The sequence below is a fragment of the Vagococcus bubulae genome, assembly GCF_003950315.1.
Lineage (GTDB): Bacteria > Bacillota > Bacilli > Lactobacillales > Vagococcaceae > Vagococcus > Vagococcus bubulae.
In genome coordinates this window covers 14950-41364 of record NZ_NGJT01000012.1, presented here as the reverse complement: position 1 = coordinate 41364, position 26415 = coordinate 14950, and the positions used below count along the sequence as shown (strand labels likewise).

The following is a 26415-nucleotide window of genomic DNA, read 5'->3' as shown; positions in this document are numbered from 1 at the left end:
GTCGCATTTTTTCGACCTGTTGTCTTAAATCTATTCACTTCTGTTTATCTACACATTATCATAAGTATCAGAGGTGATAACAATGAAACTTATTGAAGTTAAAGATTTAACTAAAACATATGGGGACTTTACTGCCTTAAGGCACTTATCAATGGATATTTATGCCGGACAATTAACAGCATTTTTAGGAACAAATGGAGCTGGAAAATCGACCACTATCAGTTTATTAACTGGCATTCAGCAAGCAACATCTGGAACAATTCACTACAATACAGCATTACATCCATCTATCGGTGTTGTCTTTCAAAATAGTGTCTTAGATGACCAATTGACAGTTTGGCAAAATCTCTACATACGTGCTTCTTTGTATAAAAACGTAACTAAAAAAACCATCATGCTATTAATGAACCAAACAGGAGTATCTGAATTCGCTCAAAAACGTTATGGTGATTTATCTGGTGGAATGAAGCGTAAAGTCGATATTACAAGAGCATTGCTCAATCAACCAACACTTTTATTTTTAGATGAACCAACTGCCGGCTTGGATGCACAATCCAGAATAGATATCTGGCAACTCCTGAAAGAGTTACAACAAACTAAAAATCTTGCTATTTTTTTGACTACCCACTATTTAGAAGAGGCAGAATACGCTGATAATATTTACATTATACAAAAAGGAAAGCTTATCGCACATGGTTCTGCTAATTCATTAAAAGAAACATATGGTCAACAATACTTATGGATAACACCTTCTTCGCGTTCCTTATTCTTACAAAGTGTATCCTCAACGCAGTATCTACTAGATAACAATAAAGGTATTGGTATCCCTGTTAAAAACTACGATGAGGCTATTCTATTACTAAACCACTATCATCATCAAATAACTGATTTTATTTTTCAACCAATTACATTGACAGATGTATTCATTCAACTAACGAAAGAGGTGTTAACATGATAACTATTGCTAAACGAAATATTTATTTATACTTAATCAATCCAGTCAACGTCTTTTTTTCTTTGCTGGGTTCACTCATTGTGTTTTTTCTATATCTATTATTTATAAAACAAAACATCGTATCTCAGTTTCAAGATATAGCTCATTCGACCACTTTAATTAATCTATGGATGTTAGGTGCATTACTATCAGTTACCGCACTGACAACCTCATTTTCAGCAATGGGACAACTTATTCAAGATAAAGCCTCTAATAAATTTATTGACTTCACCATTACTGATACTTCAAACTTTTATCTATTGAATGGTTATTTTCTTAGTTCATTTATTATTTCACTTGTCATGCAATGTCTTATTTTCCTATTTGTTCTCATATTCTTTGCTATCTCTAAAGAGCCTTTAAGTCTGTCTATTAATCAATATATAACACTTTTTCCAATCATGCTCTTAACTTCTCTGACCTCAACAACTTTTAATCTATTACTTTGTGCGATTATTAAAACAGAAGCAACGCTAAGAACAATCGGTAATATTATGGGGGCTTTATCTGGTTTTCTTACAGGCGCTTATATTCCAATAGGTGCTTTAAATGATTCAGCGAGAAACGTCATTCGCTTATTTCCCTTATCCTATTCTTCGAGCTTATTTAGATATACGTTAATGACTCCTCTGCTAAATGATTTATCCAATGAGCAATCATTCTTTCTAGAAAAATTTTTAGGTTTAGATTACGACTGGCAGATATCATTAAGTCCTTCTCTAATAAGTTTGACTGTCCTTTTCTTATTTTCTTTTGCTTGTCTTGGTATGGTATTCTTAATGAGTAAACGCATTATGGCAACTACTCTATCTGAAAGGAATTAATCGTTGTGCATATTTTCTTTAAACAAAACAAACAGTTATCTAAAGAAGACATTCATGTCCAAATTGAATCTATGGAGTACACTGATAATATCAAACAATTGGAACAATATATTACTCACTTCAATCAGAAACAATTAATGATTTCTTCTGAAGGACGGTATTATACCATCGATGTTACTGATATACTCTATGTAGATGTATTAGGTGATTTTTCTACAATCCATTTAAAAGAGCACTCTTTAACTTATCGAAAAAGTCTCTCACAATTAGAAAAAGAATTACCAAAACAACACTTTGAAAGAATTTCTCGCTACTCTTTAATTAATTTAAGTGCGATTAAACACATTGATAATAGTTTGTCAGGTAATATGAGTGTGCAACTCATCAATCACGAAACATTGACGATTAGTAGAAGATACTGGAAAAATGTAAAAGAGAGGTTATTAAATCATGACTAAACTACTAAAACAACTTGTTCACTTAGCCCTTATTGGTTTAGGGGTTGGTTCGTTCTTTTATTTAATGACCAAACTATTTCTAGATAACCCCACGAGTATCTCTCGTTATGAAGTAAGTCACTATTTAATCATGAGTATTTTCATTTCATGGTACACATTACTATTCAATAATAATAAATTATCCTATTATTCTATTTTCCCAATTCACTTTACACTAACTTTTATCACCGTTATTTTGACTAACTATTTAACTCTACCTATATACACATTAACCGATATCGTACAAACATTTATTATTTTTTTGCTTATTTATATTATTATTAATGTAGGTATTTTCCTTAAAAATAAACAGTCCATTGATCATATCAACCATATCATAACAAATAAAAGAGATAACTGAGTCGATGCTCAATTTTCTTTGTCTTATATGAACATAATTAATTGGTTAATCAAAAAGACAATAGACAACCAAACACATTTGGAAATCTATCGTCTTATTTTAATGTTTCAATTCATTAATCAATTCACGAATGGATAATTGATGTCTAAAGTTAAAGAAACTAATTGTAATGTTCATCAAAATTAAAAGACTCGTTGCAACGAAAACGGAACGATATCCCAAACCATTGGCGACAAGAGATCCCACCATTGGTCCTGCTACTTGTCCTAAACTCGTAAACATTTGATTAAAACTAAATATCCGCCCAACACCATTCATTGGTGTTATTTTGCTAATTAGGGTATTAACTGAAGGCATTAACGCCCCTGTTGAAAACCCTAAAAGAAAACGACACACACCTAACTGAAATGGTGATTGGACAAGTGACATGGGAAAAATAAATAAGAAGGATAAAATAAGTCCTCCAATTAGCACATATTGGCTACCAATCCTATCTCCTAATTTCCCTAAAAACGGCGCTGAGAAAAACTCAGATACCCCTGCTACTGATACAATCAACCCACTCACAAATAAAATATTATCTGTCTTTCCACCGAGCTGTCTAACATATAAAGTTAAGATAGGACTAATACTTGTCATTCCAATTTGAATAATCGCTGTTGTGATAAATAATCCAATCAATACTTTTGGCTGTTTGACACTTTTAAAAACATCCTTTGTAGACATCATATCCTTTTTTTCAACTGGCTCAAAATCTTCATGAATAAAAAAGATGGTTAGTAACGTTGTCACAAACAAAATACTACCTGTTACTAAGAAGACATTTTTTATCCCAACCGTTTCTGCTAATAAACCACCAAGTGATGGCCCTATCAAACTCCCTGCCACTGCACCTGTTGCAAGTGTTCCAAGTGCCATCCCATTTTTATCTCGTGGTGCTTGTGAAGCAATCATAGCTGTCGCATTTGGTACATAACCTGATAATAAGCCATTACAAAATCTCATAAACAACAACCAAAAAACATTTGGAACAAACGCTAACGATCCCATTGTAATCGTCATTCCAGCTGCAGCACGTATCATCATTAATTTACGGCCTTTTCTATCTGCTAAGTTTCCCCATAAAGGAGCCACCATTGCAGCAGAAAGTGCCGTTAAACTAATGGACAATCCTGCATAAAATTCCACTTTATTACTTGGTGCACCTAATTGTTCTATGTATATTGAAATAAATGGCATAACCAAACTATAACTAGCTCCAGTAAAGAAACACCCTATCCATGCAATATACATATTTCGTTTCCAGTCAACCTTCATCGAAATATTATTCACCCTCTCATTTATGCTTATCTATTATACGCCAATGACACCTAAATGAAAGCAAATTGTTCATTTATTATTTATTTTATCAAAAAAAATTTAATATTTAAACATAATTTGGATGATACCTATTTTATGTTAGTTTTTATCAGACAAATGCAGATAAACAGTTTCTACAGATTACTTAACTTGTTTAAAATAATGCTTTTTTTGATCATCTTATTCATATCATACGATAATATATAACGTTAATCTATATAAAACAGACACCTTTTATAATTACTACACATTAAAAAACCTCTAGAAATCCTAGAGGTTTTGTTTTTCTTTAAAGGTTTTAATAACAAAAAAACTACTAATAAGTAATAAAATGAATAGACTAATCAAGGCAACTTTCGATCCAGTGCTTGTCCCTTGAATAAAATCATTTTTTCCTGATTGGAATAATCCAACCACAATCGCAACAAATGAGGTTGAAATAGCTCCCATAAATTGTTGTAATGTACTAAAAATAGCATTCCCATCATCTTGTAACTCTTCTTTTATAGAAGATAATCCGACTGTCATGACATTGCTATAAGACAAACCAACACCAACCATAAAAATAACATGAGATAGAATAATTAACGCAATATTTCCAGTTTGAATAACCATAATTAACATCAACCAACCTAAGATAGCAAATAAAATCCCTATCCCTATTGGTTTTTTGAATCCTAATTTATCTAAAATTTTACCAGATACTGGCGCAAATAATGCCCCAACTAATGCTCCTGGGAACATCATCATTCCTGCATTAGATGCTGGAACTCCTTGAACAATTTGAATGAAGTTTGGCAACACAAACGATACACCTAAAAGTAAAATTTGATAAACTAAAAATGACAGTAAATAAACAGTAAATCGTTTATTTTTAAACACCACTAAATTAAGCAATGTTTTTTCTTTATTCGTTTTATAGAATAACCAAGCACTGATTAAACCAATGACTAACGCTACCCATCCTAATGGTTTTTCTAAATAACTAAAGAACATTAATAATCCTGTAAACATCACTGATAAATAAAGAACTGCTTTAGCATTAATTGAATCACTCACTGATGTGTCTTCTTCTGGAATAGCATATAAACCAACCAATGTAGATACAATTAAAACCGGGATCAACAACTTATAGATATAAGTCCAATCTAGTGTTGTTGTTAGTACACCACCATATGTTGGTCCCATTGCTGGAGCAATTGAGGTTGTTAAATTACCAATTCCTATCATCATCCCTCTTTTTTCCATGGGAACTTTGGTTAAAATGATATTAAACATTAGTGGTAGTGCAATCCCTGTTGCAATCCCTTGAAACACTCGTCCAACAAGCAGCATCATAAACCCACCAGCAAATGCATCAATCGCGACTCCGACTAAAAACAATAGACTTGAAACCGTAAACAACTTACGACGACTAACATTTTTAATTAAATAAGATGATAGTGGCACCACTATTGAAATCATCAATAGATAAATTGTTGTGACCCATTGTACTTGTGAGGTTGAAATGTTAAAATCCTCCATCAACGTTGGAAATGTGACGTTCATTGCTGTTTCTATCAGCACTCCCGAAAAAGCCATCATACCTGTTGCTAATACAGCTAGATTGACATGAAATTTTTTTTCTGACATAAAGTTCCCTCCATTTTTCCATAAAAAAAACGAAACTTATCCCTAAAGATAAATTTCGCCTCTCTCTCGACACAAGTCATCCTTGTGTTATCTGTACGATTTATTCCTTTATTAGTTTAAAAAAAAAAACATCACTTGTCAACCAATAAAAGTAAAAAAAACTTAAAATGAATTAACAACAAAATCAAAAACCTCTTTTTCTTGAGATAAAACATCATAAGAAAAATCCGGATGCCATTGTACCCCAAGAATACGATGCTTATTCGTTGAAGATTCGAAGGATTCAATCACATTATCCTCACTTTTAGCTGTCACTTTTAACTCGTTTCCTAATTTATCAACACTTTGAAAATGAAATGAATTAACTGTTGCTTTATCTCCGTATATGGGGGTTAACATACTTTCTTTATCAAAAAAGATATCATGTGTTGCTACCCAACGATCAACAGGGGCTTGCATATGTTTTATAGGTTCTGGTTGACGTGAACTTAAATCTTCATGGAGTGTTCCACCTAAAAAGACATTTAGTAACTGCATGCCACGACATACACCAAAAATAGGTTTCTTCTGTTTGATTGCTTCTTCAATCAGTGCCATTTCAAACACATCTCTTTCTAATAATGATAACTCCTCATTTGATGAATGTGATGTGTAAAGAGATGGTGACACATTTTGACCACCAGTTAAAATTAATTTATCAATCAAGTTTATGTATGTTCTTGCATCTTTGGGTTTGCCTATAGGTAATACAAGAGGTGTTCCCCCCACTTCTTGAACCGCACGAACGTAACCAGCTGGCAAATATGAAATTGGCAGATGATGTAGTATTTCTCCAGCATCCAGTATTTCATTAGCCGAAATCCCTATAATTTTTTTCATAAAATTCCCCCATTTATGTGTATTTCTAATAGTTTAGGGAAATTCATAAAAAATGTCAATTAAAACCATTTTGACTATACACTGGAGTTAAGGAGCCAAAATCAATCGGAACAATATTTTCATCTAATTTTGTGATTATTTTTTTCTTTTTAACACTGTAATAAAAATATTCAGTATCATCTGAAGATAATTCAATTACTCCAACATAACGACCATTAATATTGTAAATAGCCAATGGTAGCTCATCAAGACTCTTTTTATCCAAACCATAGTCTTCCTTGACTTCTTTTTTCTTCTCTGTGTCATATCCATCAATTTTAGTCATCAAAGCATTCTTCACTTCACCATATAAGGCTTTATCCCCTGTTGTTTTATTACCGCATCCAACTAAAAGAAACAGTCCAAATAAAACAATGATTAAATAGCGTTTTTTCATAGTTACCTCCAATAATGAACGTTTTCATTTAATATATCATATTTTTAAAATAAAGTGGCTATTTTTTATTTTTTTAGTTTATTTTAAGTTTAATTAGATACTATCATGACATCACAAAAAAAGAATTTAATAGTCAAATTATAAACAACTATCAAAGAAAGGAAGTATGTTATATGAAAGATTTACTATTTTTACCTTTATTAAAGATAAAACTATTTTTCTTATTACCATAAAGAGTTAGTCATCAAAATGATTTACTTCTTTATTTAAGTCAAATAAGGCTTTTAATAAATAACTATCACCTATTAAGACGATCATCCCAATTAAGTAGTGATTGTTTATTAAAGAAAATATTCCTAAAATCAAAAAGATTAGACTCATAACCCACATGAAAACCACATAGTATTTCAGTATCTTTTTTAAATTTATTTTTATTTTATCCTATGCTTATCTTTAAATTAACTTGAACATTGTATTTTTTAATGATTCACTACTATTTTAATGATAACATTTTCCTTTTTTAACATGAGCAATATTTTCTATTTACTTGTAACAAAGTGCAAAAAAAGGGGAGAATTTAATCTTCAGATAGTCTATTAAAACTAATCCTGTTTTCAAAATTTATCCAACAAACCGTACTCACCAAGTAAATTTAAGCACAAAAAAAGCTAGAACCTTTACTAAACAAGGTTTCTAGCTTATAATAGAAAAAATTATTTTGTTTCACGGTGTAAAGTAACTTTACGTTCACGTGGACAATATTTTTTAACTTCTAAACGCTCAGGATTGTTACGTTTGTTTTTGTTTGAAAGATAATTTCTTTCTTTACATTCTGTACATTCTAAAGTAATATTTACGCGCATTATTTTTCCCTCCGAAATAAATTAGATATTCAAGTATCATACTTGACACTTGAATATCATATCATGTTTTATTTAAAATTTCTAGTCTTTTTGGAAAATTTGTTAAGGAGTTCTCCTTTACAGTTTTGAATACAAAAACACATTTACTGTTTATTATATTCTTCGTTATAGGCATTAATGACTTCTTTTAAGATTAATCTATTTGTTGCCATGTTATCATCACTAATTTGTGGAATCATCACACTGACTGCAACTTTTGGATCGTTATAAGGAGCATATCCGACAATCGTACTATTTATCACGGAGATGGTTTTATTTGTTTGTGGATCTACTGCAAATGTTTCCGCTGTCCCTGTTTTTGCCGCAATTGGAAGACTCGCTCCTTGTAAAACAGTTCCTGTTCCCATTGAACCATTAACCACTTGATACATGCCTTCTTGGATAATTTCAAATTCATTTTCTCTGCCTTCAATTTTACTCATCACTTTAGGTTGAATCAATTCTTTTTCATCACCAAGTTCACCATTATCACTATTCCCATAAATACCTTTTACAACATGAGGAGCATAACGTGTCCCACCATTTGCTACAGTGGATACATATTGTGCTAACTGCATAGGAGTATATGCTTCATAGTTACCAAAAGATAAATCCAAGGCACTAGCCATAATACCAGGAATATAATTGCCGTTTTTATCTTTATAATTTGTATTCAATACCCCAACAGATTCTTGTGGAATATCAATTCCTGTTTTTGTTCCTAAGCCAAATTCTTCATATGTCTTTCTCAATTTATCAAACACACTGGTATCCATTGGTAAAGACATTCTTGGAACGTATTCTGCTCCCATCATACCTAAAGCAATTTTCATCATGTAAACGTTCGAAGACACTTCGAGCGCTTGTTCAGTTGTTAAAGGAATAGATGAGTATTGATTAAATAAAGACGATTTAATCGATCCATCACTAAATACTAACGGCTCGTCAATCATGGTTTGATTGCCTTTAATGATACCATTCTCATAACCAGCCATCACTGTTGCTGCCTTAATAGAAGAACCTGGCACAAAAGCTTTGTTTATTGTACCTAATGTATCATCCACCAATTCGCCTGTGTCTGGATCTTTACTAAGTCCTACCATTGATAGAACTTCACCATTGTTTGGATTGGTTACTACTACATAAACTCCAGGAGCATATTGTGCTTTGCCAGCCTGTTGCAGTGATTCAAAATTTCGTTTAGCAATCTCTTCTACTTTACGTTGAAAATCAAGATTGATGGTCAACATTAAGTTGTCCCCTTTTTCACTTGCTTTCACTTCTTTTTTCGATACAATTTTTTGATCTTTATCTGTCACAACTTCCGCTTGGCCTTTTTTACCTTTTAACGTGTCTTCATACGATTTTTCAAGGTAGCTTAATCCCACTCGGTCATTTCTCTGATAACCTTTTTTCAAATAATCATCAATTTCATCTTCAGGTAATCCTTGTTTTTCAGTTGATACTGTGCCAAGAATGGAACGAATTTGATCTTTTTCAGGATAATCTCTTTCCCAATCTGTCCCTGCTGATAATCCAGAAATAGCGGCTGTATTTTCTCCAACTTTTGCAATTTCTTCAGGTGTCACGTTATCATTTTTTATTGTGACAGGTTGCAAGGCAGCAGCACCATTTATCCGTTTAAAAATAGAGGCTTCTTTCATCTCTTCATCATTAAACTGAATCTCACTATCTTTCACCTTATCAACAGTTTTCGTATACAAATCACTATTAGATAATTCTTGTCCATTCGCGTTTACTTTGTCAGAAACAGTCAATCGTTTTTGTGCCTCAACTAGATTTTCTGGATTAGATAACCAATAATCTTTCTTATCTCTATCTGTTAATTTGTCAGGCTCCACATCAATTAGTTTCACAATATCCTGACTCACTTTACGAATATCGTTTGCGTTCATCCCTGCTGAACGAGTAAAGAGAATCGCTTGTGTGGCTTTATTTCCAACTAAAATATTTCCTTTTGAATCATATATATACCCTCTAGGTGCTTTTTCTTCAATAATTTTCTTTTGACCACTTGAGACAATTGTTTTATATTTTTCTTGATTTTTAATTTGCAAATCAGATAATTTCACAATTAACATAGTAAATAATATAAACACAATAAAAAACAAAATATCTAGTCTGATTGGGACATGAGATTTCGTTTTTTTCCCTTGTTTGTTTTTACTGAATAAAAATTTCCCTTTATTTCTCTGGCTCATTGATTGATTCTCCTCATTAATGGTCGCGTAAAATACCCCCATTATTATACTGTCAAAATAAAGTATCTCACTGTTAATTATTTTTTTCAATGAAAAAAAAGACGCTTTGTAAAATTTTTAATATTTCTTCTTTTATTCTAAATAAAAAGACTGGTGAACAAAATCATTCATCAGTCCTTTTGGTGTTACGATTGATGGCGTTGGTATGTCTCAAAATCATGTGGGTATGGATTGTCATCGTTAACAGAGCCTTCACTGGTACTAACGATATTCCACTCTCCCCAATCAATATAAGGAAAATAAGTATCTCCTTCAAATGTTGATTGAATCAACGTACGATATAATACATCAGTGTAAGGCAAGAACGTTTTATAAATCTCACCACCGCCAGTGATAAAGGTAATCCCATCAAATTCTTCGGCGTATTTCAATACGTCATCTACCGAATGCATGACAATCGCACCATTTCCATCATAAGATTGGTCTGATGTTAACACGATAGTTTGACGATTAGGTAATAGATTTTTACCCATTCCTTCAAAGGTTTTACGTCCCATGACAATCGTATTATTTTCCGTCATTTGTTTGAAAAATTGTAAATCATCTGGCAAATACCAAGGTAATTTATCGTCTTTCCCAATTAATCCATTCTCATCTTGAGCCCATATAGCTGCTATCATATTTCTTTATTTCCTCCCAAATTTCCCCTACACCGCAATCGGTGCCTTAATACTCGGATGTGGCTGGTATCCTTCGATTTTTATATCGTCCATCTCAAAATCAAATATAGATACTTTCTCTTTATTTAACCATAACGTTGGCAACTCTCTTACCTCACGTGAGAGTTGTTCGTTCATTTGTTCTATGTGGTTGCTATATAAATGAGCATCCCCTAATGTATGAACAAATTCACCAACTTCTAAATTTGTTTCATGTGCAATTAAGTGTGTCAACAACGCATAACTAGCAATATTAAACGGCACACCTAGAAACACATCTGCACTACGTTGATACAGTTGGCAACTTAATTTTCCATCTGCCACATAAAATTGAAATAACGTGTGACATGGTGGTAAAGCCATCGATGGCACATCTTCCGGATTCCATGCTGACACGATTAACCGTCTAGAATCTGGTGTGTTTCGAATCATGTCTATCACATCTTTTAATTGGTCGATGGTGTCTCCTGTTGATGTTTTCCAACGGCGCCACTGTGAACCATAAATATTTCCTAATTCACCATATTTTTCAGCAAATTCATCATCCGTTAGCATGTTTTCTCTAAAAGAAGCCATCTCTTTTTGATACGCTTCATTAAATTCTTCGTCTACTAAACATCGACGACCAAAATCTGTCATATCAGGACCGGTATATTCCTCGCTTTTAACATAGCGTTCAAACGCCCACTCGTCCCAAATATGATTGTTATTTTCTAACAGATATTTAATGTTTGTATCGCCTTTAAGAAACCATAACAACTCACTTTTCACTAAAGAAAATGGAATACGTTTGGTTGTCAACAGCGGAAATCCTTGGCTTAAATCAAAACGCATTTGGTAACCAAAAAGACTTTTTGTCCCAGTACCTGTACGATCTGTCTTTTCATGACCTTTATTTAATATCTCACGGCCTAATTCTAAATATGCTTCTTCCATAATTACCCCTCAAAAAATCATTTATTAATCAGCAAATTCACTAAGATATTCCCATCTCTCAAGTTTTTCTTCAAGAGTTTGTTCGGTAGTTGTTAGTGTCGCTTGCAAATCTTGTAATTTTATAGCATCACTACTATTGTCTAACATTTGTTCATTTAGTGACTCAATGCTTGCTTCTAATTGGGCAATATCTTCTTCAATTGTTTCCCATTCAATTTTTTCTTTATAGGTTAATTTCTTTTTCTCACTGTCATCAGATGCTACTTTTTCAACTTTTTTAGTTGGTGTTGATTTGATTTTCTCAACTGACTCTTGCTCGCCTACTCGCTCAACATAGTCACTCATTGAGCCATAAAAAGTAGTCATGTCACCTTGACCTTTAAAAATTAACAACTTATCCATTGTCTTATCTAAGAAATACCGATCATGACTCACGGCAATAACTGCCCCTTGAAAATCAGATAAATAATCTTCTAAAATAGTCAATGTTTCAACATCTAAATCATTTGTTGGTTCATCTAATAATAACACATTTGGTTGTTGGATTAAAATGCTAAGTAAGTATAAACGACGTTTCTCACCACCAGACAGCTTACTGATTAGTGTTCCATGAACATGTCTAGGAAATAAAAATCTCTCCAACATCTCTGTCACACTAATTACTGTACCATCTTGCTGCTTCACTTCTTCGGCAATTTCTTGTAGAAATGAAATAATGCGTTTGCTTTCATCTAATTGATCATTTCCTTGCGTGTAATACCCAATATTGACCGTTTCACCTAGTTCAATCACACCACTATCTAATGCAATTTTTCCAGAAATAAGATTTAACAACGTAGACTTACCAGAACCATTTGCTCCTGTAACCCCCAATCGTTCATGTGATTGAATTAATAAATCAAAGTCATCTAATATAACGTTGTTTTCAATACGATAATTGGCTTTTTCTATTTCAATGACTTTTTTACCTAATCGTTTTGTTCCAGCTGAAAATTCTAAATTTCCTTTATCACTTGAACCACTTACTTTATCTTTCAAATCATTAAAACGATTAATTCTAGCTTGTTGTTTCGTTCCACGAGCTTTTACGCCAGCACGCATCCAAGCAAGTTCTTGCTTAAATAGCTGTTTATTTTTGTGTAAACTTTTCTTTTCTTGTTCTTCACGTTCTGCTCGTTGCAATAAATAAGCTTGATAATTTCCCGTGTATTCGTGTAATGTTCCATCAGCTAATTCAAATATTCGATTCGTCACACGATCTAAAAAGTAGCGATCATGCGTAATCACGATGAGTGAGCCTTGATAGTGATTCAAGTAATCCTCTAGCCATTGAATCGTTTCATAATCTAAATGGTTGGTTGGTTCATCTAAAAGAAGTAAATCAGGTGATTGGATTAAGACTTGTGCCAATCCTAGTCGTTTTTGTTGTCCACCAGAGAGCTCTGATACTTTTTTATCTAAAAATAAAATGCCTAATTTATTTAAAATGGTTTTAGCACTTGTCTCAGCTAACCAAGCATCTTCTTTATTCATTGCTTCTTCTGCTTTTTCGTATGCTTTTTGTACTGTTGGATTCTCTCCATCTTGTGCCAAATCAACCAATGCTTTCTCATACGAACGAATGGCCTTCATAACAGGTGTATCATCATCAAAAACAGCATCTAATACTGAAATATCTTCAGAAAAGATGGTATCTTGAGAGAGGTAACCAATTTTATAATCATTTGGGTAATCAATCGATCCTTTTTCTGCATGATCTTTTCCTGATAAAATCTTAATCAACGTTGATTTACCTGTTCCATTAATTCCGATTAATCCAATACGATCTTTTTCTTTTATTAAAAAAGAAACATCATCTAATAATTGTTTTGTTCCGTAATTTTTATCTAAATTATCTGCTCGTAACAGCTTCATTCGATCACCCGTCTCTATTTAATCCTAATCAGTTTATCAGATTTACGTTTTCTTCACAAGTTGACATACTGCACGTCAATCATATGTGACAAGTAAAAACACTTCGTAAAAAGTCTTTTCGACTTTCTACGAAGTGCTTATCTAATATCTAATTTGTTTCAATTAAACCATATTTACCATCTTTACGTTTGTAAACAATGCTTGTCCCATTTGTCTCAGCATCTTCAAAGATAAAGAAGTTATGACCTAACATATTCATTTGTAATACTGCTTCTTCGCTATCCATAGGTTTTAATGATAAACGTTTTGTCCGAACGATTTCTAAATCTGGTTCGTCAACTTTTTCTGTAGATTCACTTGGAGCAAATACCATTTCTTTGGTTACATCTAAGGCAGTCTCTCTTGATTTACGGTTAATTTTTGTTTTGTATTTTCTAATTTGTCGCTCTAATTTGTCGACCACTAAATCAATACTTCCGTATAAATCTGGAGATGTTTCTTCAGCTCTAAGTACTAAGTATGGTAATGGAATAGTTACTTCCACTTTAGCATTTTTATCAGAATAAACTTTTAAATTAACATGTGCTGTTGATTCTGGCACATTTGTAAAATATTTTTCTAATTTGCCAATCTTTTTCTCCACGTACTCTCTTATGGCTTGAGTAACTTCAATGTTCTCGCCTCTTACATTGTATCTAAACATAACTATTACCCCTTTCATCTATCACTAAAACTAAAAAGATAAGAACACTTAGGTCTTAATTTAATCCCTCTTATCTTCCTACCTTTATTATATCGAACTTATCATAAAATGACAAACACTTTGATAGAAAACGCTTCATTATTTTCATCTTGCTAGAGTAAACGTTATTACTTTTTTAGCATGTTTACTCAAAAGATAACGTTTTGCCTGTAATATCGTACTTCCTGTTGTATAAATATCATCAACCAAAACAATTCTTTTTTGAGTAATAGTTGGGTAATCTGATGGCTCAATATAAAATGGATGGATGGTTTTGAGCCGTTCTTCTTTCGTTTTCTCTGATTGCTTTCTCGTGTGTTTTCTTTTTTTCAATATAGGGACATACGGAATACATGCGTCTTCTAACAGTTGCTCTACTTGATGAAACCCACGATTAGATAATCGTTTTTTAGATAATGGGATTGGCACAACGATGTCATAAGTTAATTCTTTAAAAGCCTCATGTATGTCATAACTAAAAGCTTTTGCTAATGCACGATTTCCCTGAAACTTATAATGTGACATAAACTCACTCATCGCCTCATTATACTCATATAACACATGATGTGGCTCTAATATCATGTCGTTTGTTTCCCAGTATTGACAATCTCCACATATCGTTTCTTGTGATAATTTTTGACAGTAGACACATCTATTCTCAAACAATGGATTAATTCGCTGAAATTGACTATGGCATTTATCACAACAATGATTTTTCACCTCACTTCCTAATAATAATTCGCGAAATGTTACTTGATTCTTTAATGTCCCATCACACAACACACATTTCATTTGTTGGCCTCTTTATTCATGTATTTAATTTCTTTTATAGCCGATATGATTGCCTGATTTTTTCCCTCATGTAAAAAGATAACCTTTCCTGTTGGATAATCAAGATTCCGTCCGACACGCCCCGCAATTTGCACTAAACTTGCACGATTGTAGACACGGTGATCTGCACAAACTACCATAACAGAAATATTTTTAAATGTGACTCCTCGTTCTAAAATTGTTGTACTTAATAACAAATCAATCTCTCCTTCTCTCATTTGTTTCACCACTTTTTCTCTATCTTTCGATGAAGCATGTACCATTGCGACTCTCTTTTTCCGACATGTTTCCTTAATAATAGGGTAAACGATAGACATTAAAGCGATATCTGGAAAGAAAAGAATATAAGATTGCTGGCTTTCTTCTATTTCAATAAGCATTTTTTTAGGTAATTTCCCTTGTCGCAAGTTTATAGCTAAATGTCGACAATAGACTGTTGTTGGAACAGGCAAGTCTTTGCCATGAAACCGTCTGGCTAAAATACTTTTTTGCGTATTAGGATATTTTTCTAACCCTTGATTGCTAGTCGCTGTTAAAAAGACAAAACATCCTTTCTTTTCTAACGCCTGTTTTGCTGCATACTGTAATTCATCAGAATAAACATAAGGAAATGCATCTGCCTCATCAATGACCAATACATCAAAATAATGATAAAAACGCATAAGCTGATGTGTCGTACAAATAATAAATGAGGCCCCATTATATGTTTGAGAAGAGTGACCATACAACAAATTGATTTCCGTATCTTGAAATGCCGCTTCCATTCTAGGATAAAGTTCTAAACACACATCAATGCGCGGTGTTGCTATTCCAATAACTTTGCCATCTGTTAACACTTGTTGTATTAAAGGGAACAGCATCTCCGTTTTACCAGCCCCTGTCACAGCATGGACAAAATGATGTCTTTTGTGATGATAAGAATCGACTATTTCCTGAGAGATACGTGCCTGTTGTGTAGTTAGTTTTCCTTGCCAAAAACAACGCGTTTTTTTCGCCTTTTCTTGATGAATTTTGGGTATACGGTATAAATAATCGTTGCTTGTCACTCTTCCCATGTTAAGACAATACTCACAATAAAATCCAGTCTCTATCTGGCAAGAAGCCTTGCTATTGATATGACCACAACGACGACAAATGATGTCTTTTTTACGAGATGTCATAGCGTTAACCTTTTTTACCGTATGCTCTTTTTTCAATTGTTTCCATAATGAACTTGGAATTTCTTGTTTTAATAACTGACGCCCCTGTAATTTTTTACACAACCTCATCCCCTCCTATAAATAATCTACGCATTATACTAGTGACTCACTTTTAAATAGACTATAATAAGAGTAAGTTTAATTACGGAAAGGGTATAATTATGAAGAAAAAATTTGTTATTGAATCGTTAGACAGCAACACAGATTTAAATGGCGTTATCTGGCATACTTCGACTAAAAAACCAAAAGCAATCTTACAAGTTGTCCATGGTATGGCAGAGTATATTGAACGATACGAACCACTGGCTCAGTACTTATCTACTCATGATATATTAGTCATTGGACACGATCACCTAGGTCATGGTGAATCAGTTGATATGGATAATCCACTTCATGGTTTTTTCTGTGAAGGTGACAGTGCCTCTATTGTAGTGGAAGATACCTTCCAGATTACTCAATACGCGAAAAGTCGTTATCCAGACACTCCTTTATTTATTTTAGGTCACAGTATGGGGTCATTTGTTGTGAGAAATTATTTAAAAAAATATTCACACCTTGTTAAAGGTGCTATCCTAATGGGAACAACAAACCGACGTAAAGACATAACATTAGGTGTCAAAATGGCAAAAGGATTGAACACTGTTTCCCCTAAAACTAAAAATCCTGCCCTAGATAAATTACTGTTTGGCTCATTTAACCAGACCTTTAAGCCGGCTCATTCTCCATTTAGCTGGTTGTCTAAAAATCCTGATAACGTTGAATCTTACGAACAGGATGAAAAATGTGGGTTTATCTTTACAAATAACGGATACTATACATTGCTTTCACTTATGGATGAGGCTACAAAAAAACATTGGTATATTACAATTCAACGTGATTTACCACTATTAATTATTAGTGGCGAAAAAGACCCTGTCGGAAACTATGGAAAAGGTCCCAGAAAACTTGCACTTGAATTAAGCGATAATTACTTTAAGGATGTCACACTTCGTTTGTATAATGATTTAAGACATGAAATACTGAACGAGAAAGAATCTCTAGATGTTACACTAGATATTTATGACTGGATGTGCCACCGACTATAGAAAAAAGCATGACTTTTCGGTTAATGAAAAGTCATGCTTTCTTTATTCTTTATCTTTAAAGGTTGATAAAATATCATCCAGTCCTTTAATAGTTGTTTCTTTCGGATTTTCTTCACTTGTCCATGCGCCAAGATTTATAAAGTAATCTGGTGTTTCAATCAAATAAATGCGATAGGTTAATACGCGATCTTTAGCATCTTTCATTTCAACTCCAAGATAATAAGCATCCCAGCCATTTAACGCTTTTTTTTCTGGCTCAATCACAACAGTTGCTTTAGCGTCAGCCAATTTTTTTAGATACTCTTGTTTGTAATCCTCTAATGTCTTACTTCCTTTTTCTTCAAATCCAGCAGACATAAAAGACTTAGAATCTTTGTTCCCTATTAGAAATGCAATTGACTTATCACTGTTTGGAAATTTACGCCAGCCATCAAGCATGTTAAACTGATATTGATGGTGATCATATTCTAAGGTGTAAACAAGTTTGTCTTCCTTATTCGCTTCACTTACATCTGTACTTGATTCACGTGTGGTGTCATTTTTTGTGGATGTACAGGCACTTAAGACGAAGACTAGTACTAGTACTAATAACCCTATTCGTTTTTTTTGCATAACCATTCTCCTTTTAAAGACATTCTACTAATTATTTTTGGGGGTTACATATGCTATCAAATTACTATACCATAAAACAGGACGGCGATTATGAAATCGTCATAAAAAAATCGTCTTTTATTTGTCACTTAAGACGAATTGAATCAGAAGAGGAAGCCAAAGAAATCATTCAACAGATAAAAAAAGAGCACTGGAAAGCCAATCACAACTGTGTCGCCTATGTCCTTGGTGATAAACAGGAAATTCAGCGTTCTAGCGATGACGGTGAACCAAGCGGAACGGCTGGTGTGCCTATGTTAGAGGTGCTTAAAGTAAAAGAATTACGAAATGTTTTAGCCGTTGTCACAAGATATTTTGGTGGTACTAAGCTTGGTGCTGGTGGCTTAATTCGTGCGTATAGTTCCTCTGTTTCTGAAGCCATTGAACACATCGGTTTGGTCGAAGGAAAATTGCAACAAGAGGTGATTGTAACAGTCGATTACGCCACTCATGGTAAGTTAGAACACTTTCTAACTAATCACCCAGAATACACTCTTAGCGACACTAGCTTTAGTGATACGGTCACATTACACATCATGGTAGATGAAGCCAGTGTGACGACTTTTGAAGAAAGTATTACAAACTTACTAAATGCGCAATTTTCATTAGAAAAAGGAATATTAGACTACTGTGAAGTGCCAATAAATAAATCCTAGAGCCTCAATGCTCCAGGATTTATTTTTTATTTTTCTAAATAAAATTCAAAACGCTCACCAGCATATTGACTTCTAACGTATTCAAATGGCGTCCCGTTATCAAAATAAGATACCTGACGTAAACGTAATACCGCATCCCCTTTTTTTAATTCGAGATAATGCGCAATTTTTTCAGATGCATTTAATGCTGAAATAGTTTGAGATGATTTTCCAATCACTCGATGTCCTTGGCTAGCTAACACATTATATAAAGAACGAGTAATTTCTTCTTTACTAAAATCTTCAATCAAATGATGGGGAATACTTGCCACTTCAAAACAAATTGGTATATCGTCTGAATAACGAATTCTCTCCATTTTTAAAATTTTTTGATCCTTAGTTAATCGTAATTTTTCCATCTCACTAGAGCTAGGTGCTGTAACAAAGTAAGACAATGTTTTACTAGAAGGTTGACTACCTTGAGAGCGAACAATATCTGAAAAACTAGTGGTTCCTATCATCGTCTCTTGTACTTTTTGTCTTGCGATATAAGTCCCTGACCCGATTTTCCTCTCTAGTATTCCCTCATCAGCTAATGTTTGAATAGCTTGTCTTAATGTCATACGACTAACACCAAATACTTCAGATAACTCCCTTTCAGAAGGCAATCTGTCACCAATCTTCCAGATACCATCTTCAATCTCTTGTTTTATCTTATCATGTATCTGAATATAAACAGGTAACTTCGGAGTCATTTATTCACGTCCTTTTAAATTTCATTATCTTTATTATAGCCATTTTTATAATTAATGACAACATTATATACAACCACTAGAAAAAATAAAAAAAGGAGTAGTCTTCCTACTCCTAATGTCTTAATAAATGATTAGTAATGATTTTTCGCATGCCATTTGCGTTGATTATGTTTTAACTTCTCAGTTTTTGTTGGTTCAACATACTCTTTTATTGGGAATACCATTTGAGCTTTGTCCTTGATATTTTCCATCACTTCATTACTTGATAAAATATCACGATACTCTAGAATTTGAGATACTAATTTTTCAGATAATTCGCCCATGTGATTAAATCTCCTTTATAGTTAAGTTAATATACATTTATCATACCACAAAAGAAAATAAAAAAAAATCTAACACCGACTTCAGCGCTAGATAATACTGGGCTAGCTGGATTCGAACCAACGAGTGACGGAGTCAAAGTCCGTTGCCTTACCGCTTGGCTATAGCCCATTAAAAAATGGAGGGGGGCAGATTCGAACTGCCGAACCCGAAGGAGCGGATTTACAGTCCGCCGCGTTTAGCCACTTCGCTACCCCTCCGTATCAATCAAGTTTATCAACCCGACTTCCATATAATAACGAATTTCAAAAAAAAAATCAAGTACTTTTTTAAACTTTTTTTTAATTATTCAAATTCCAATATTTTAAAGCTTCTTCATAAGCGTCATCTTGTGTTTTATATACACCTAAAATGCCGTCTGTTGTTTCAACTTGGAATTTCTTATCTGACAACTTTGTTACTTTCCCAATCATTTTTTTCCCAATTAACAATTCATCATGAGTTGATAATTCTTTAATTTCAACTTCAACTGGTTTATTTTTTTTCATCTGTAATGTTTCAGTCCTTTCATGCATCGAACTTATATAGAATACCATATATTTTTGCCTTTGTTAAGAGAAAAAAAGAAGCTTTCTAGCTTCTTTCAGTCTCTAAACACATAATGACATCATACTTATTGTCAGTTAGTACTTTTTCTAATTTCGTCGCATCTTTTTCGACAACTTGTATCACGATAATAACATTTTTTTCCTGGCGATACACCACAATTTGAACAATATTAAACAGATTTTGAGCTAATACTTTCGTTAAATCAGCTAATACACCTGGGTGATCATCTTTAATTGAAATCGCCACACGTGTGCCATTTTCACCATATCCAGTAATGGCTAAAAAGGCATCAAACGCATCTGTGCTAGTTATTATCCCTTTTATTTCTTTTTTATCATCCACAACTGGTAATACCCCAATATTATACTCACGCATAATTTTAATGGCTTCTTCAATAAATTGATCTGCTGTAATTGTATAAACCTCTTTAATCATCACATCAGAAACAGTCATTTTATTTAACAGATAATTCACTTCATACACACTTAAACTTGTTGCTTTTGATGGCATTGCCTCTTGAATGGTTCCTTCCGTCACAAGGCCTACTAATTGGTTATTTTTAATAACTGGTAAACGATGAATACTCTTTTGCTTCATCAAATCCATCGCTTCAAAAACAGGTGTTTCAGGGGAAATGGTAATGACGTCTGTTGACATATAGTCTTTTACTAACATAATGCTATCCTCCTAAATAAGCTTTTTGCACTTCTTCACTTTCTAGTAACTCTTTTCCACTGCCTTTTAATACGACTTGTCCTGTTTCTAATACATATCCTCTATCAGAAAGTTTCAAGGCCATATTAGCATTTTGTTCGATCAAAAGAATGGTTGTCCCTTGTTTATTAATTCGTTCGATTATATTAAATATCTCACGAATAAAAATTGGCGCAAGTCCCATTGATGGCTCATCTAGTAACAATAAATCTGGCTTAGTCATCAGCGCTCGTCCCATTGCTAACATTTGTTGCTCTCCACCAGAAAGCGTTGCAGCATCTTGTTTTAGTCTCTCTTTCAGCACAGGAAATGTTTCGAAAATATACTCTAAAATTTCTTTTTTGTCGTCATTATTATTATGAATAAACCCACCAAGCTCCAAATTTTCCATGACAGTCATTCCAGCAAAAATATGACGTCCTTCTGGTACTTGGACTAATCCACTTTTTACAATAGCTGGAGCAGATTTTTTTGTTAGGTCATCATTGTTGAACGTCATCGACCCGCTTGATGGTTTAACAAGGCCTGACAAACTTTTTAAAATAGTTGTTTTTCCAGCACCATTAGCCCCAATCAAACTGACAATCTCGCCTTTATTTACTTCAAAAGACACATCTTTTACCGCTTGAATCATCCCATAATGAACCGATAAATTTTCCACTTTCAGCATTACTCTTCACCACCTAAATACGCTTGAATCACGCGTTTATCTTGCTTAATTTCTTCTGGCGTTCCAGAGGCAATTAACGCTCCATACTCTAAAACATACAATCGTTCACACACTTCCATTACTAATGACATATCGTGTTCAATCAACACAATCGTTAATCCAAATTCTTTTTGGATTCGTTTGATTAATTTAGTTAATTCTTCAGTTTCTTGTGGATTCATCCCAGCAGCTGGTTCATCTAAAAAAAGAATATTTGGTTTCGTTGCTAGAGCTCGTACAATTTCCAACCGACGTTGTTCACCATAAGGCAAATTTTTAGCGAGATTTTCTTTTTTATCTTCTAAATCAAATAATCCTAATAATTTTGTTGCTTCTTCTACCATTTTATCTTCTTTTTTGTAAAAGGAAGGCAAACGCAACATACCAGATAGCACACTTTCTTTGGCATTAGCTGTCATAGCAATTAACACATTATCAATAACAGTTAAATCTTTAAACAAGCGAATATTTTGAAATGTTCGGCTAATTCCTAACTGTGCAATTTTAAAAGGAGCAACTCCGTTTAGCGTTGTTGTTTTTCCATCGTGTGTTAATTCAATGCTTCCTGAACTTGGTTCATATACACCTGTTATCAGGTTAAAAAGTGTTGTCTTACCAGCACCATTTGGTCCGATTAACCCGATTAATTCATTATCGCCAAAATGCAAATTCAAATCTTGAATAGCAGCTAATCCACCAAAGTTCTTTGTCAAATGACTAATGTTTAACTCAGACATGTTGTTTCCCTCCTTTACTCAATAATTTTTTCACTGAAAATTCTTTTGTTCCTAGTAACCCAGAAGGTTTAAAAATCATGATGATAACTAAAGCAAAAGCATAAATAATCATACGAATCGCACCAAAATCTTGTAGGTACATATTCAATACACCTAATAAAATAGCAGCGACCACTGTTCCTGTCATACTTCCAACACCACCAAACACCACGATGATTAAAATATCAATAGATTTCATGAAATCAAAGTTTCCTGGCACGATTGTTTGAACATAACTTGAATACATACCACCTGCAACAGCCGCTGTCATTGCCCCAATAACAAAGGCAACAACTTTATACTTCGTAACATTGACACCCATTGATTCTGCTGCAATTAAATTTTCACGAACAGATAAAGTAGCTCTACCTGCCGCACTATGAATATAATTTGTAATCAAAATCAATGTGATACAAACAAATAGATAAACCATTGACCATGTGACAAAAGGAGGAATTCCAAATAATCCAGCAGGTCCATTTGTAATGTGATCCATATTCATAATCAATGAGCGGATAATTTCAGACACTCCTAGTGTTGCAATAGCCAAATAATCCCCAGAAAGACGTAATGTTGGGATACCCACAAGTAATGCGACAATCCCTGAAAGAATACATCCTAGTGCTAAACCTGATAAAAAACCAACAATCGATGGCATTTTTAATGTCATAATGGCTGTTGTATAAGCTCCAATAGCCATAAATCCAGCATGTCCTAAAGAAAACTGACCAGAGATACCAATCACTAAATTTAACCCTGCTGCTAAGATAATATTAATTCCAATCATAACAAGCGTATTTTCAACAACAGGTGACATTAATCCAGCTGAATAAGTTGCTCCTAAAATGGCAAATACCACGACCATAATAGCAAGCCAGATACCATTTATTTTCAATCGTTCTTTCATTGTTATCACCTACACTTTTTCCTTTATATTTTTACCTAGAAGCCCTGATGGTTTAACGAGTAGTACAATAATTAAAATTAAGTAGACAACCGCATCGCGATAAGCCGTAAAACCTAAAGCACTCACGACTGTTTCGATAATCCCAATAGCAAAGCCACCTAATGCTGCACCAGGGATAATACCAATTCCTCCAAATACCGCAGCGATAAACGCTTTAAGACCAGGAGCAACTCCCATCATTGGATCAATACTATTATAATAAAGTCCAATTAACACACCACCTGCTGCTGCTAGTGATGAACCTAGAGCAAAAGTAAATGAAATAGTATAGTTAACGTTTATCCCCATTAATTGAGCTGCTTCCGGATCAACACTCGCCGCACGCATCGCACGTCCCATTTTTGTTTGTTGAACAATAAATTGTAATAATATCATTAAGAAAATAGAAGTAGCGATAATCACGATTTGAATTTTACTGATTTGGAATATTCCTAAATCATATGTTGTATTTTTCATCAATTGTGGGTACGGTCTTGTATCTGCCCCCACGAAATAGATCATTAAAGATTGTAATAAGAAAGACACACCAATCGCTGTAATAAGTGCTGCAATACGTGTTGAATTTCTAAGTGGTCGATAAGCTAAAAACTCAATTAACATTCCTAAAATAGCACAGATAATCATTGACGTGATTAGAGTTAAAACTAAACCAAAGCCAAAATTATTGGCAACGTAATACCCAATAAAAGCACCTATCATATAGATTTCACCATGGGCAAAATTGATTAACTTTATAATTCCATACACCATTGTATACCCTAAGGCTAATAGTGCGTAAATACTTCCTAATGAGAGTCCATTGATTAATTGTTGAAGGACATTCATTGTTTCCCCTCCTTTTGAAAAACCAAGGAACTAGTCAAAGTTCCTTGGCTTTCATGTTTTCTTACGGATTAACAACTTCCGCTGATTTTTCTTCGCCTTTTTCAAGTCCGATAACGACTGCAGGTTTCTTAGGATTGTGATTTTCATCCATTGTCATAGTACCTGTTACACCATCAAAATCTTTCAATGTCGCTAAACCTTTTGTTAAAGCGTCACTTGTATTTTCTTTTTCAGCTTCTAGAGCTGCTTTAATCATGTAAACTGAATCATAAGATAATGCATTGAATGAACTTGGAGATTTACCATATTCTTCTTTAAATGCGTCAATAAATGTTTTTACTTTATCTGAAGCAGGTGCTTTTTCAGAGAAATGAGCTGTGTAATAAATATTGTTCATATTTTCAGCACCGGCAATGTCAATCAATTTAGAATCAGAAAAGCCATCTGCTCCAATAATTGGTTGTTCAATTCCCATTTCACGAGCTTGTTTGATAATTAATCCTGCTTCTTCGTAGTATCCTGGTAAGTAAATGAAATCAAAATCTTTGTCTTTAATTTTTGTTAAGATTGCTTTGAAATCTTTGTCTTTTGCATTAAATTTCTCATCCGCTACAATTTCACCTTTAAATGTATCCTTAAATGATTTCGTTAATCCTTTTGCATAATCACTTGATACATCTCCAATAATAACAGCTTTTTCAGCCTTTAAATTATCGCTTGCATAGTTTGCTAAGATAACCCCTTGGAATGAATCTTGGAAACATGTTCTAAAAATATATTCTTGCACTTTATCATTTGCTACAGTAATTGAATCATCTGTCGCTGATGGTGTGATAATTGGAACTTTCGCTTTTGTTGCATTTGGACTAGCTGCTTTTGTTGCACCTGATGTTGCTGGTCCAACCATCCCGATAACATTGTCACTGGTTGTTAAACTGGTTGCAATAGTAGCCGCTTCGGCTGTGTCACTTTTGTTGTCTTTTACAACTAATTCAACTTTTTTACCATTAATACCACCAGCATCATTGATTTCTTTAACGGCTAATTCAGCACCTTCTTTTTCTTGGTTACCATAACCCGCAACAGTTCCAGATAATTCCATATTCAACCCGATTTTAACTGTATCTGCCTCTTTTTGCGATTCTGTATTTTGAGCTGTTCCTCCACCTGGTGTTCCACAAGCAGATAACAATAGTGTTGCTCCCATAAGCATTCCTATAATTTTTTTCATATTACTTTCCCCACTTCTTTATTAGATTTAAATAAGTTATTTATTAATATAAATTAATATTAGGTATAAGTCAACAGAATTTTCAGACAATTCTAAAATAAAAAAATAGACCGTTAATTAAAACAAGTCTACTTGACATTTTTTTATTTATTGTTATGTTTGTGTTCTCTTTTATAGGGACCTCGATACGTTTCATCAGGATTTTTTCTAATAGTAAATTTTTGTGGAACATAGTCAATACCACCTTTAACAAAAGGATGACATCTTAAAATACGTGCTGTTCCCATGATAAACCCTTTAATTGCTCCATGATAATTTACCGCATCAATCATATACTGAGAACACGTTGGATGATAACGACAACTTTTAGGAAATAAAGGAGAAATAAATTTTTGATAAAAACGAACAGGTAAAATGATAATTTTTTTCATAATATCTTCCTAACAATTTAAAAAATAACCACCAACACAAACGTTGATGGTCATTAGTTATTTAACAAAATCTAATATATGGTGCCAAGTTGCTGGATTAAAGGCATCACTCGATTGCCCTTTTCCAACATAGACATACCCTATAAAAATTCCTAGGAAAAATAATCCTATCAATAATAGAATCACAAAAACAACTAATATGAATTGTATGACTACTCTTTTAGTTATTGAACTCAATTAATTTTCCTCCTTAATTACA

30 protein-coding genes and 2 tRNA genes are annotated in these 26415 nt (G+C 33.5%); 6 read left to right on the top strand and 26 right to left on the bottom strand.

The features are described 5' to 3' along the window. Nucleotides 1-82 precede the first annotated feature (82 nt). From CBF36_RS07600 to CBF36_RS07585, 4 genes are read left to right on the top strand one after another with little or no spacing between them, the layout of a single operon-like run. Nucleotides 83-955, top strand: a complete 873-nt coding sequence (locus CBF36_RS07600) for an ABC transporter ATP-binding protein (RefSeq protein WP_125957855.1) — start codon at nt 83-85, stop codon at nt 953-955. Then, entirely contained in the window at nt 952-1818 is an 867-nt protein-coding gene (locus tag CBF36_RS07595) for an ABC transporter permease (RefSeq protein WP_125957854.1), read from the top strand. The genes CBF36_RS07600 and CBF36_RS07595 overlap by 4 nt, the downstream gene beginning before the upstream one ends. A gap of 5 nt (nt 1819-1823) precedes the next feature. Then, nucleotides 1824-2276, top strand: coding sequence for a LytR/AlgR family response regulator transcription factor (locus CBF36_RS07590; RefSeq protein ID WP_125957853.1), 453 nt, complete (start codon nt 1824-1826; stop codon nt 2274-2276). Next, on the top strand, nt 2269-2676 hold the full coding sequence (locus CBF36_RS07585; protein WP_125957852.1) for a DUF3021 family protein: 408 nt from the start codon (nt 2269-2271) through the stop codon (nt 2674-2676). The genes CBF36_RS07590 and CBF36_RS07585 overlap by 8 nt, the downstream gene beginning before the upstream one ends. Before the next feature lie 99 nt (nt 2677-2775). Here the strand turns inward: CBF36_RS07585 and CBF36_RS07580 are convergent, their stop codons facing one another. The 12 genes from CBF36_RS07580 to CBF36_RS07525 form a co-directional block, all read right to left on the bottom strand. Next, complete coding sequence (locus CBF36_RS07580; protein ID WP_125957851.1) at nt 2776-3993, bottom strand: multidrug efflux MFS transporter; 1218 nt, start codon at nt 3991-3993, stop codon at nt 2776-2778. Nucleotides 3994-4305: 312 nt separating this feature from the next. After that, the gene (locus tag CBF36_RS07575) at nt 4306-5667 is read right to left on the bottom strand and encodes an MFS transporter (RefSeq protein WP_125957850.1); all 1362 of its coding nucleotides are present in this window, start codon (nt 5665-5667) and stop codon (nt 4306-4308) included. A 162-nt stretch (nt 5668-5829) separates the two neighbouring features. Next, nucleotides 5830-6546, bottom strand: coding sequence for a gamma-glutamyl-gamma-aminobutyrate hydrolase family protein (locus tag CBF36_RS07570; protein ID WP_125957849.1), 717 nt, complete (start codon nt 6544-6546; stop codon nt 5830-5832). Between the two features lie 55 nt (nt 6547-6601). Next, entirely contained in the window at nt 6602-6982 is a 381-nt protein-coding gene (locus tag CBF36_RS07565; RefSeq protein WP_125957848.1) for a hypothetical protein, read from the bottom strand. Nucleotides 6983-7695: 713 nt separating this feature from the next. Further along, nucleotides 7696-7845, bottom strand: a complete 150-nt coding sequence (gene rpmG, locus CBF36_RS07560; protein ID WP_071457069.1) for a 50S ribosomal protein L33 — start codon at nt 7843-7845, stop codon at nt 7696-7698. 143 nt (nt 7846-7988) lie between these two features. Then, a complete protein-coding gene (locus CBF36_RS07555) occupies nt 7989-10106 on the bottom strand; it encodes a penicillin-binding transpeptidase domain-containing protein (RefSeq protein ID WP_125957847.1) in 2118 nt (705 codons plus the stop codon). Nucleotides 10107-10291: 185 nt separating this feature from the next. Further along, entirely contained in the window at nt 10292-10786 is a 495-nt protein-coding gene (locus tag CBF36_RS07550) for a dihydrofolate reductase (RefSeq protein ID WP_125957846.1), read from the bottom strand. A gap of 27 nt (nt 10787-10813) precedes the next feature. Further along, a complete protein-coding gene (locus CBF36_RS07545) occupies nt 10814-11761 on the bottom strand; it encodes a thymidylate synthase (RefSeq protein ID WP_125957845.1) in 948 nt (315 codons plus the stop codon). 24 nt (nt 11762-11785) lie between these two features. Further along, the gene (locus CBF36_RS07540) at nt 11786-13675 is read right to left on the bottom strand and encodes an ABC-F family ATP-binding cassette domain-containing protein (RefSeq protein WP_125957844.1); all 1890 of its coding nucleotides are present in this window, start codon (nt 13673-13675) and stop codon (nt 11786-11788) included. Between the two features lie 148 nt (nt 13676-13823). Further along, nucleotides 13824-14378 (bottom strand): ribosome hibernation-promoting factor, HPF/YfiA family, encoded by a 555-nt coding sequence (hpf, locus tag CBF36_RS07535; RefSeq protein ID WP_125957843.1) that lies wholly within the window; start codon nt 14376-14378, stop codon nt 13824-13826. 144 nt (nt 14379-14522) lie between these two features. Next, the gene (locus CBF36_RS07530; RefSeq protein ID WP_125957842.1) at nt 14523-15209 is read right to left on the bottom strand and encodes a ComF family protein; all 687 of its coding nucleotides are present in this window, start codon (nt 15207-15209) and stop codon (nt 14523-14525) included. Next, complete coding sequence (locus tag CBF36_RS07525; RefSeq protein ID WP_165865419.1) at nt 15206-16510, bottom strand: ATP-dependent helicase ComFA; 1305 nt, start codon at nt 16508-16510, stop codon at nt 15206-15208. The genes CBF36_RS07530 and CBF36_RS07525 overlap by 4 nt, the downstream gene beginning before the upstream one ends. A 98-nt stretch (nt 16511-16608) precedes the next feature. On the opposite strand from CBF36_RS07525, the gene CBF36_RS07520 reads away from it, so the two are divergent. Beyond that, nucleotides 16609-17532: an alpha/beta fold hydrolase gene (locus CBF36_RS07520; RefSeq protein ID WP_125957840.1), complete on the top strand. Its 924-nt coding sequence runs from the start codon at nt 16609-16611 to the stop codon at nt 17530-17532. 42 nt (nt 17533-17574) lie between these two features. Here CBF36_RS07520 and CBF36_RS07515 read toward each other — a convergent pair whose 3' ends face one another. Beyond that, nucleotides 17575-18144 carry a hypothetical protein gene (locus CBF36_RS07515; RefSeq protein WP_125957839.1) on the bottom strand — a complete coding sequence of 190 codons (570 nt, stop codon included), beginning with the start codon at nt 18142-18144 and terminating at the stop codon, nt 17575-17577. Nucleotides 18145-18194: 50 nt separating this feature from the next. On the opposite strand from CBF36_RS07515, the gene CBF36_RS07510 reads away from it, so the two are divergent. Then, a complete protein-coding gene (locus CBF36_RS07510; protein WP_125957838.1) occupies nt 18195-18839 on the top strand; it encodes a YigZ family protein in 645 nt (214 codons plus the stop codon). Between the two features lie 26 nt (nt 18840-18865). Here the strand turns inward: CBF36_RS07510 and CBF36_RS07505 are convergent, their stop codons facing one another. From CBF36_RS07505 to CBF36_RS07445, 13 genes are all read right to left on the bottom strand, one after another. Next, a complete protein-coding gene (locus CBF36_RS07505; RefSeq protein ID WP_125957837.1) occupies nt 18866-19573 on the bottom strand; it encodes a GntR family transcriptional regulator in 708 nt (235 codons plus the stop codon). 131 nt (nt 19574-19704) lie between these two features. Continuing rightward, a complete protein-coding gene (locus CBF36_RS07500) occupies nt 19705-19896 on the bottom strand; it encodes a hypothetical protein (RefSeq protein WP_125957836.1) in 192 nt (63 codons plus the stop codon). Between the two features lie 97 nt (nt 19897-19993). After that, nucleotides 19994-20065 (bottom strand) — tRNA-Gln (locus CBF36_RS07495). A gap of 8 nt (nt 20066-20073) precedes the next feature. Then, nucleotides 20074-20154 (bottom strand) — tRNA-Tyr (locus tag CBF36_RS07490). Between the two features lie 81 nt (nt 20155-20235). Beyond that, nucleotides 20236-20442, bottom strand: a complete 207-nt coding sequence (locus tag CBF36_RS07485; RefSeq protein ID WP_165865418.1) for a DUF2969 family protein — start codon at nt 20440-20442, stop codon at nt 20236-20238. Between the two features lie 85 nt (nt 20443-20527). Beyond that, nucleotides 20528-21178: a CBS domain-containing protein gene (locus CBF36_RS07480; protein ID WP_125957834.1), complete on the bottom strand. Its 651-nt coding sequence runs from the start codon at nt 21176-21178 to the stop codon at nt 20528-20530. A 4-nt stretch (nt 21179-21182) separates the two neighbouring features. Next, nucleotides 21183-21887 carry an ABC transporter ATP-binding protein gene (locus tag CBF36_RS07475; RefSeq protein WP_125957833.1) on the bottom strand — a complete coding sequence of 235 codons (705 nt, stop codon included), beginning with the start codon at nt 21885-21887 and terminating at the stop codon, nt 21183-21185. Continuing rightward, nucleotides 21887-22663, bottom strand: coding sequence for an ABC transporter ATP-binding protein (locus CBF36_RS07470; protein WP_125957832.1), 777 nt, complete (start codon nt 22661-22663; stop codon nt 21887-21889). Before CBF36_RS07470 ends, CBF36_RS07475 begins: the two co-directional genes overlap by 1 nt. Further along, a complete protein-coding gene (locus CBF36_RS07465; RefSeq protein ID WP_125957831.1) occupies nt 22656-23609 on the bottom strand; it encodes a branched-chain amino acid ABC transporter permease in 954 nt (317 codons plus the stop codon). The genes CBF36_RS07470 and CBF36_RS07465 overlap by 8 nt, the downstream gene beginning before the upstream one ends. A gap of 9 nt (nt 23610-23618) precedes the next feature. Continuing rightward, on the bottom strand, nt 23619-24494 hold the full coding sequence (locus CBF36_RS07460; protein WP_125957830.1) for a branched-chain amino acid ABC transporter permease: 876 nt from the start codon (nt 24492-24494) through the stop codon (nt 23619-23621). Between the two features lie 61 nt (nt 24495-24555). After that, on the bottom strand, nt 24556-25725 hold the full coding sequence (locus tag CBF36_RS07455; protein WP_125957829.1) for an ABC transporter substrate-binding protein: 1170 nt from the start codon (nt 25723-25725) through the stop codon (nt 24556-24558). 143 nt (nt 25726-25868) lie between these two features. After that, a complete protein-coding gene (yidD, locus tag CBF36_RS07450; RefSeq protein WP_125957828.1) occupies nt 25869-26156 on the bottom strand; it encodes a membrane protein insertion efficiency factor YidD in 288 nt (95 codons plus the stop codon). A 57-nt stretch (nt 26157-26213) separates the two neighbouring features. Beyond that, nucleotides 26214-26393 carry a DNA-directed RNA polymerase subunit beta gene (locus CBF36_RS07445; protein ID WP_125957827.1) on the bottom strand — a complete coding sequence of 60 codons (180 nt, stop codon included), beginning with the start codon at nt 26391-26393 and terminating at the stop codon, nt 26214-26216. Between the last annotated feature and the right edge of the window lie 22 nt (nt 26394-26415).

Coding starts and splice junctions, on each gene's coding strand:
- CBF36_RS07600 (WP_125957855.1), top strand. CDS start 83: ATGAAACTTATTGAAGTTAAAGATTTAACTAAAACATATGGGGACTTT.
- CBF36_RS07595 (WP_125957854.1), top strand. CDS start 952: ATGATAACTATTGCTAAACGAAATATTTATTTATACTTAATCAATCCA.
- CBF36_RS07585 (WP_125957852.1), top strand. CDS start 2,269: ATGACTAAACTACTAAAACAACTTGTTCACTTAGCCCTTATTGGTTTA.
- CBF36_RS07580 (WP_125957851.1), bottom strand. CDS start 3,993: ATGAAGGTTGACTGGAAACGAAATATGTATATTGCATGGATAGGGTGT.
- CBF36_RS07575 (WP_125957850.1), bottom strand. CDS start 5,667: ATGTCAGAAAAAAAATTTCATGTCAATCTAGCTGTATTAGCAACAGGT.
- CBF36_RS07570 (WP_125957849.1), bottom strand. CDS start 6,546: ATGAAAAAAATTATAGGGATTTCGGCTAATGAAATACTGGATGCTGGA.
- CBF36_RS07565 (WP_125957848.1), bottom strand. CDS start 6,982: ATGAAAAAACGCTATTTAATCATTGTTTTATTTGGACTGTTTCTTTTA.
- rpmG (WP_071457069.1), bottom strand. CDS start 7,845: ATGCGCGTAAATATTACTTTAGAATGTACAGAATGTAAAGAAAGAAAT.
- CBF36_RS07555 (WP_125957847.1), bottom strand. CDS start 10,106: ATGAGCCAGAGAAATAAAGGGAAATTTTTATTCAGTAAAAACAAACAA.
- CBF36_RS07550 (WP_125957846.1), bottom strand. CDS start 10,786: ATGATAGCAGCTATATGGGCTCAAGATGAGAATGGATTAATTGGGAAA.
- CBF36_RS07545 (WP_125957845.1), bottom strand. CDS start 11,761: ATGGAAGAAGCATATTTAGAATTAGGCCGTGAGATATTAAATAAAGGT.
- CBF36_RS07540 (WP_125957844.1), bottom strand. CDS start 13,675: ATGAAGCTGTTACGAGCAGATAATTTAGATAAAAATTACGGAACAAAA.
- hpf (WP_125957843.1), bottom strand. CDS start 14,378: ATGTTTAGATACAATGTAAGAGGCGAGAACATTGAAGTTACTCAAGCC.
- CBF36_RS07530 (WP_125957842.1), bottom strand. CDS start 15,209: ATGAAATGTGTGTTGTGTGATGGGACATTAAAGAATCAAGTAACATTT.
- CBF36_RS07520 (WP_125957840.1), top strand. CDS start 16,609: ATGAAGAAAAAATTTGTTATTGAATCGTTAGACAGCAACACAGATTTA.
- CBF36_RS07515 (WP_125957839.1), bottom strand. CDS start 18,144: ATGCAAAAAAAACGAATAGGGTTATTAGTACTAGTACTAGTCTTCGTC.
- CBF36_RS07510 (WP_125957838.1), top strand. CDS start 18,195: ATGCTATCAAATTACTATACCATAAAACAGGACGGCGATTATGAAATC.
- CBF36_RS07505 (WP_125957837.1), bottom strand. CDS start 19,573: ATGACTCCGAAGTTACCTGTTTATATTCAGATACATGATAAGATAAAA.
- CBF36_RS07500 (WP_125957836.1), bottom strand. CDS start 19,896: ATGGGCGAATTATCTGAAAAATTAGTATCTCAAATTCTAGAGTATCGT.
- CBF36_RS07485 (WP_165865418.1), bottom strand. CDS start 20,442: ATGAAAAAAAATAAACCAGTTGAAGTTGAAATTAAAGAATTATCAACT.
- CBF36_RS07480 (WP_125957834.1), bottom strand. CDS start 21,178: ATGTTAGTAAAAGACTATATGTCAACAGACGTCATTACCATTTCCCCT.
- CBF36_RS07475 (WP_125957833.1), bottom strand. CDS start 21,887: ATGCTGAAAGTGGAAAATTTATCGGTTCATTATGGGATGATTCAAGCG.
- CBF36_RS07470 (WP_125957832.1), bottom strand. CDS start 22,663: ATGTCTGAGTTAAACATTAGTCATTTGACAAAGAACTTTGGTGGATTA.
- CBF36_RS07465 (WP_125957831.1), bottom strand. CDS start 23,609: ATGAAAGAACGATTGAAAATAAATGGTATCTGGCTTGCTATTATGGTC.
- CBF36_RS07460 (WP_125957830.1), bottom strand. CDS start 24,494: ATGAATGTCCTTCAACAATTAATCAATGGACTCTCATTAGGAAGTATT.
- CBF36_RS07455 (WP_125957829.1), bottom strand. CDS start 25,725: ATGAAAAAAATTATAGGAATGCTTATGGGAGCAACACTATTGTTATCT.
- yidD (WP_125957828.1), bottom strand. CDS start 26,156: ATGAAAAAAATTATCATTTTACCTGTTCGTTTTTATCAAAAATTTATT.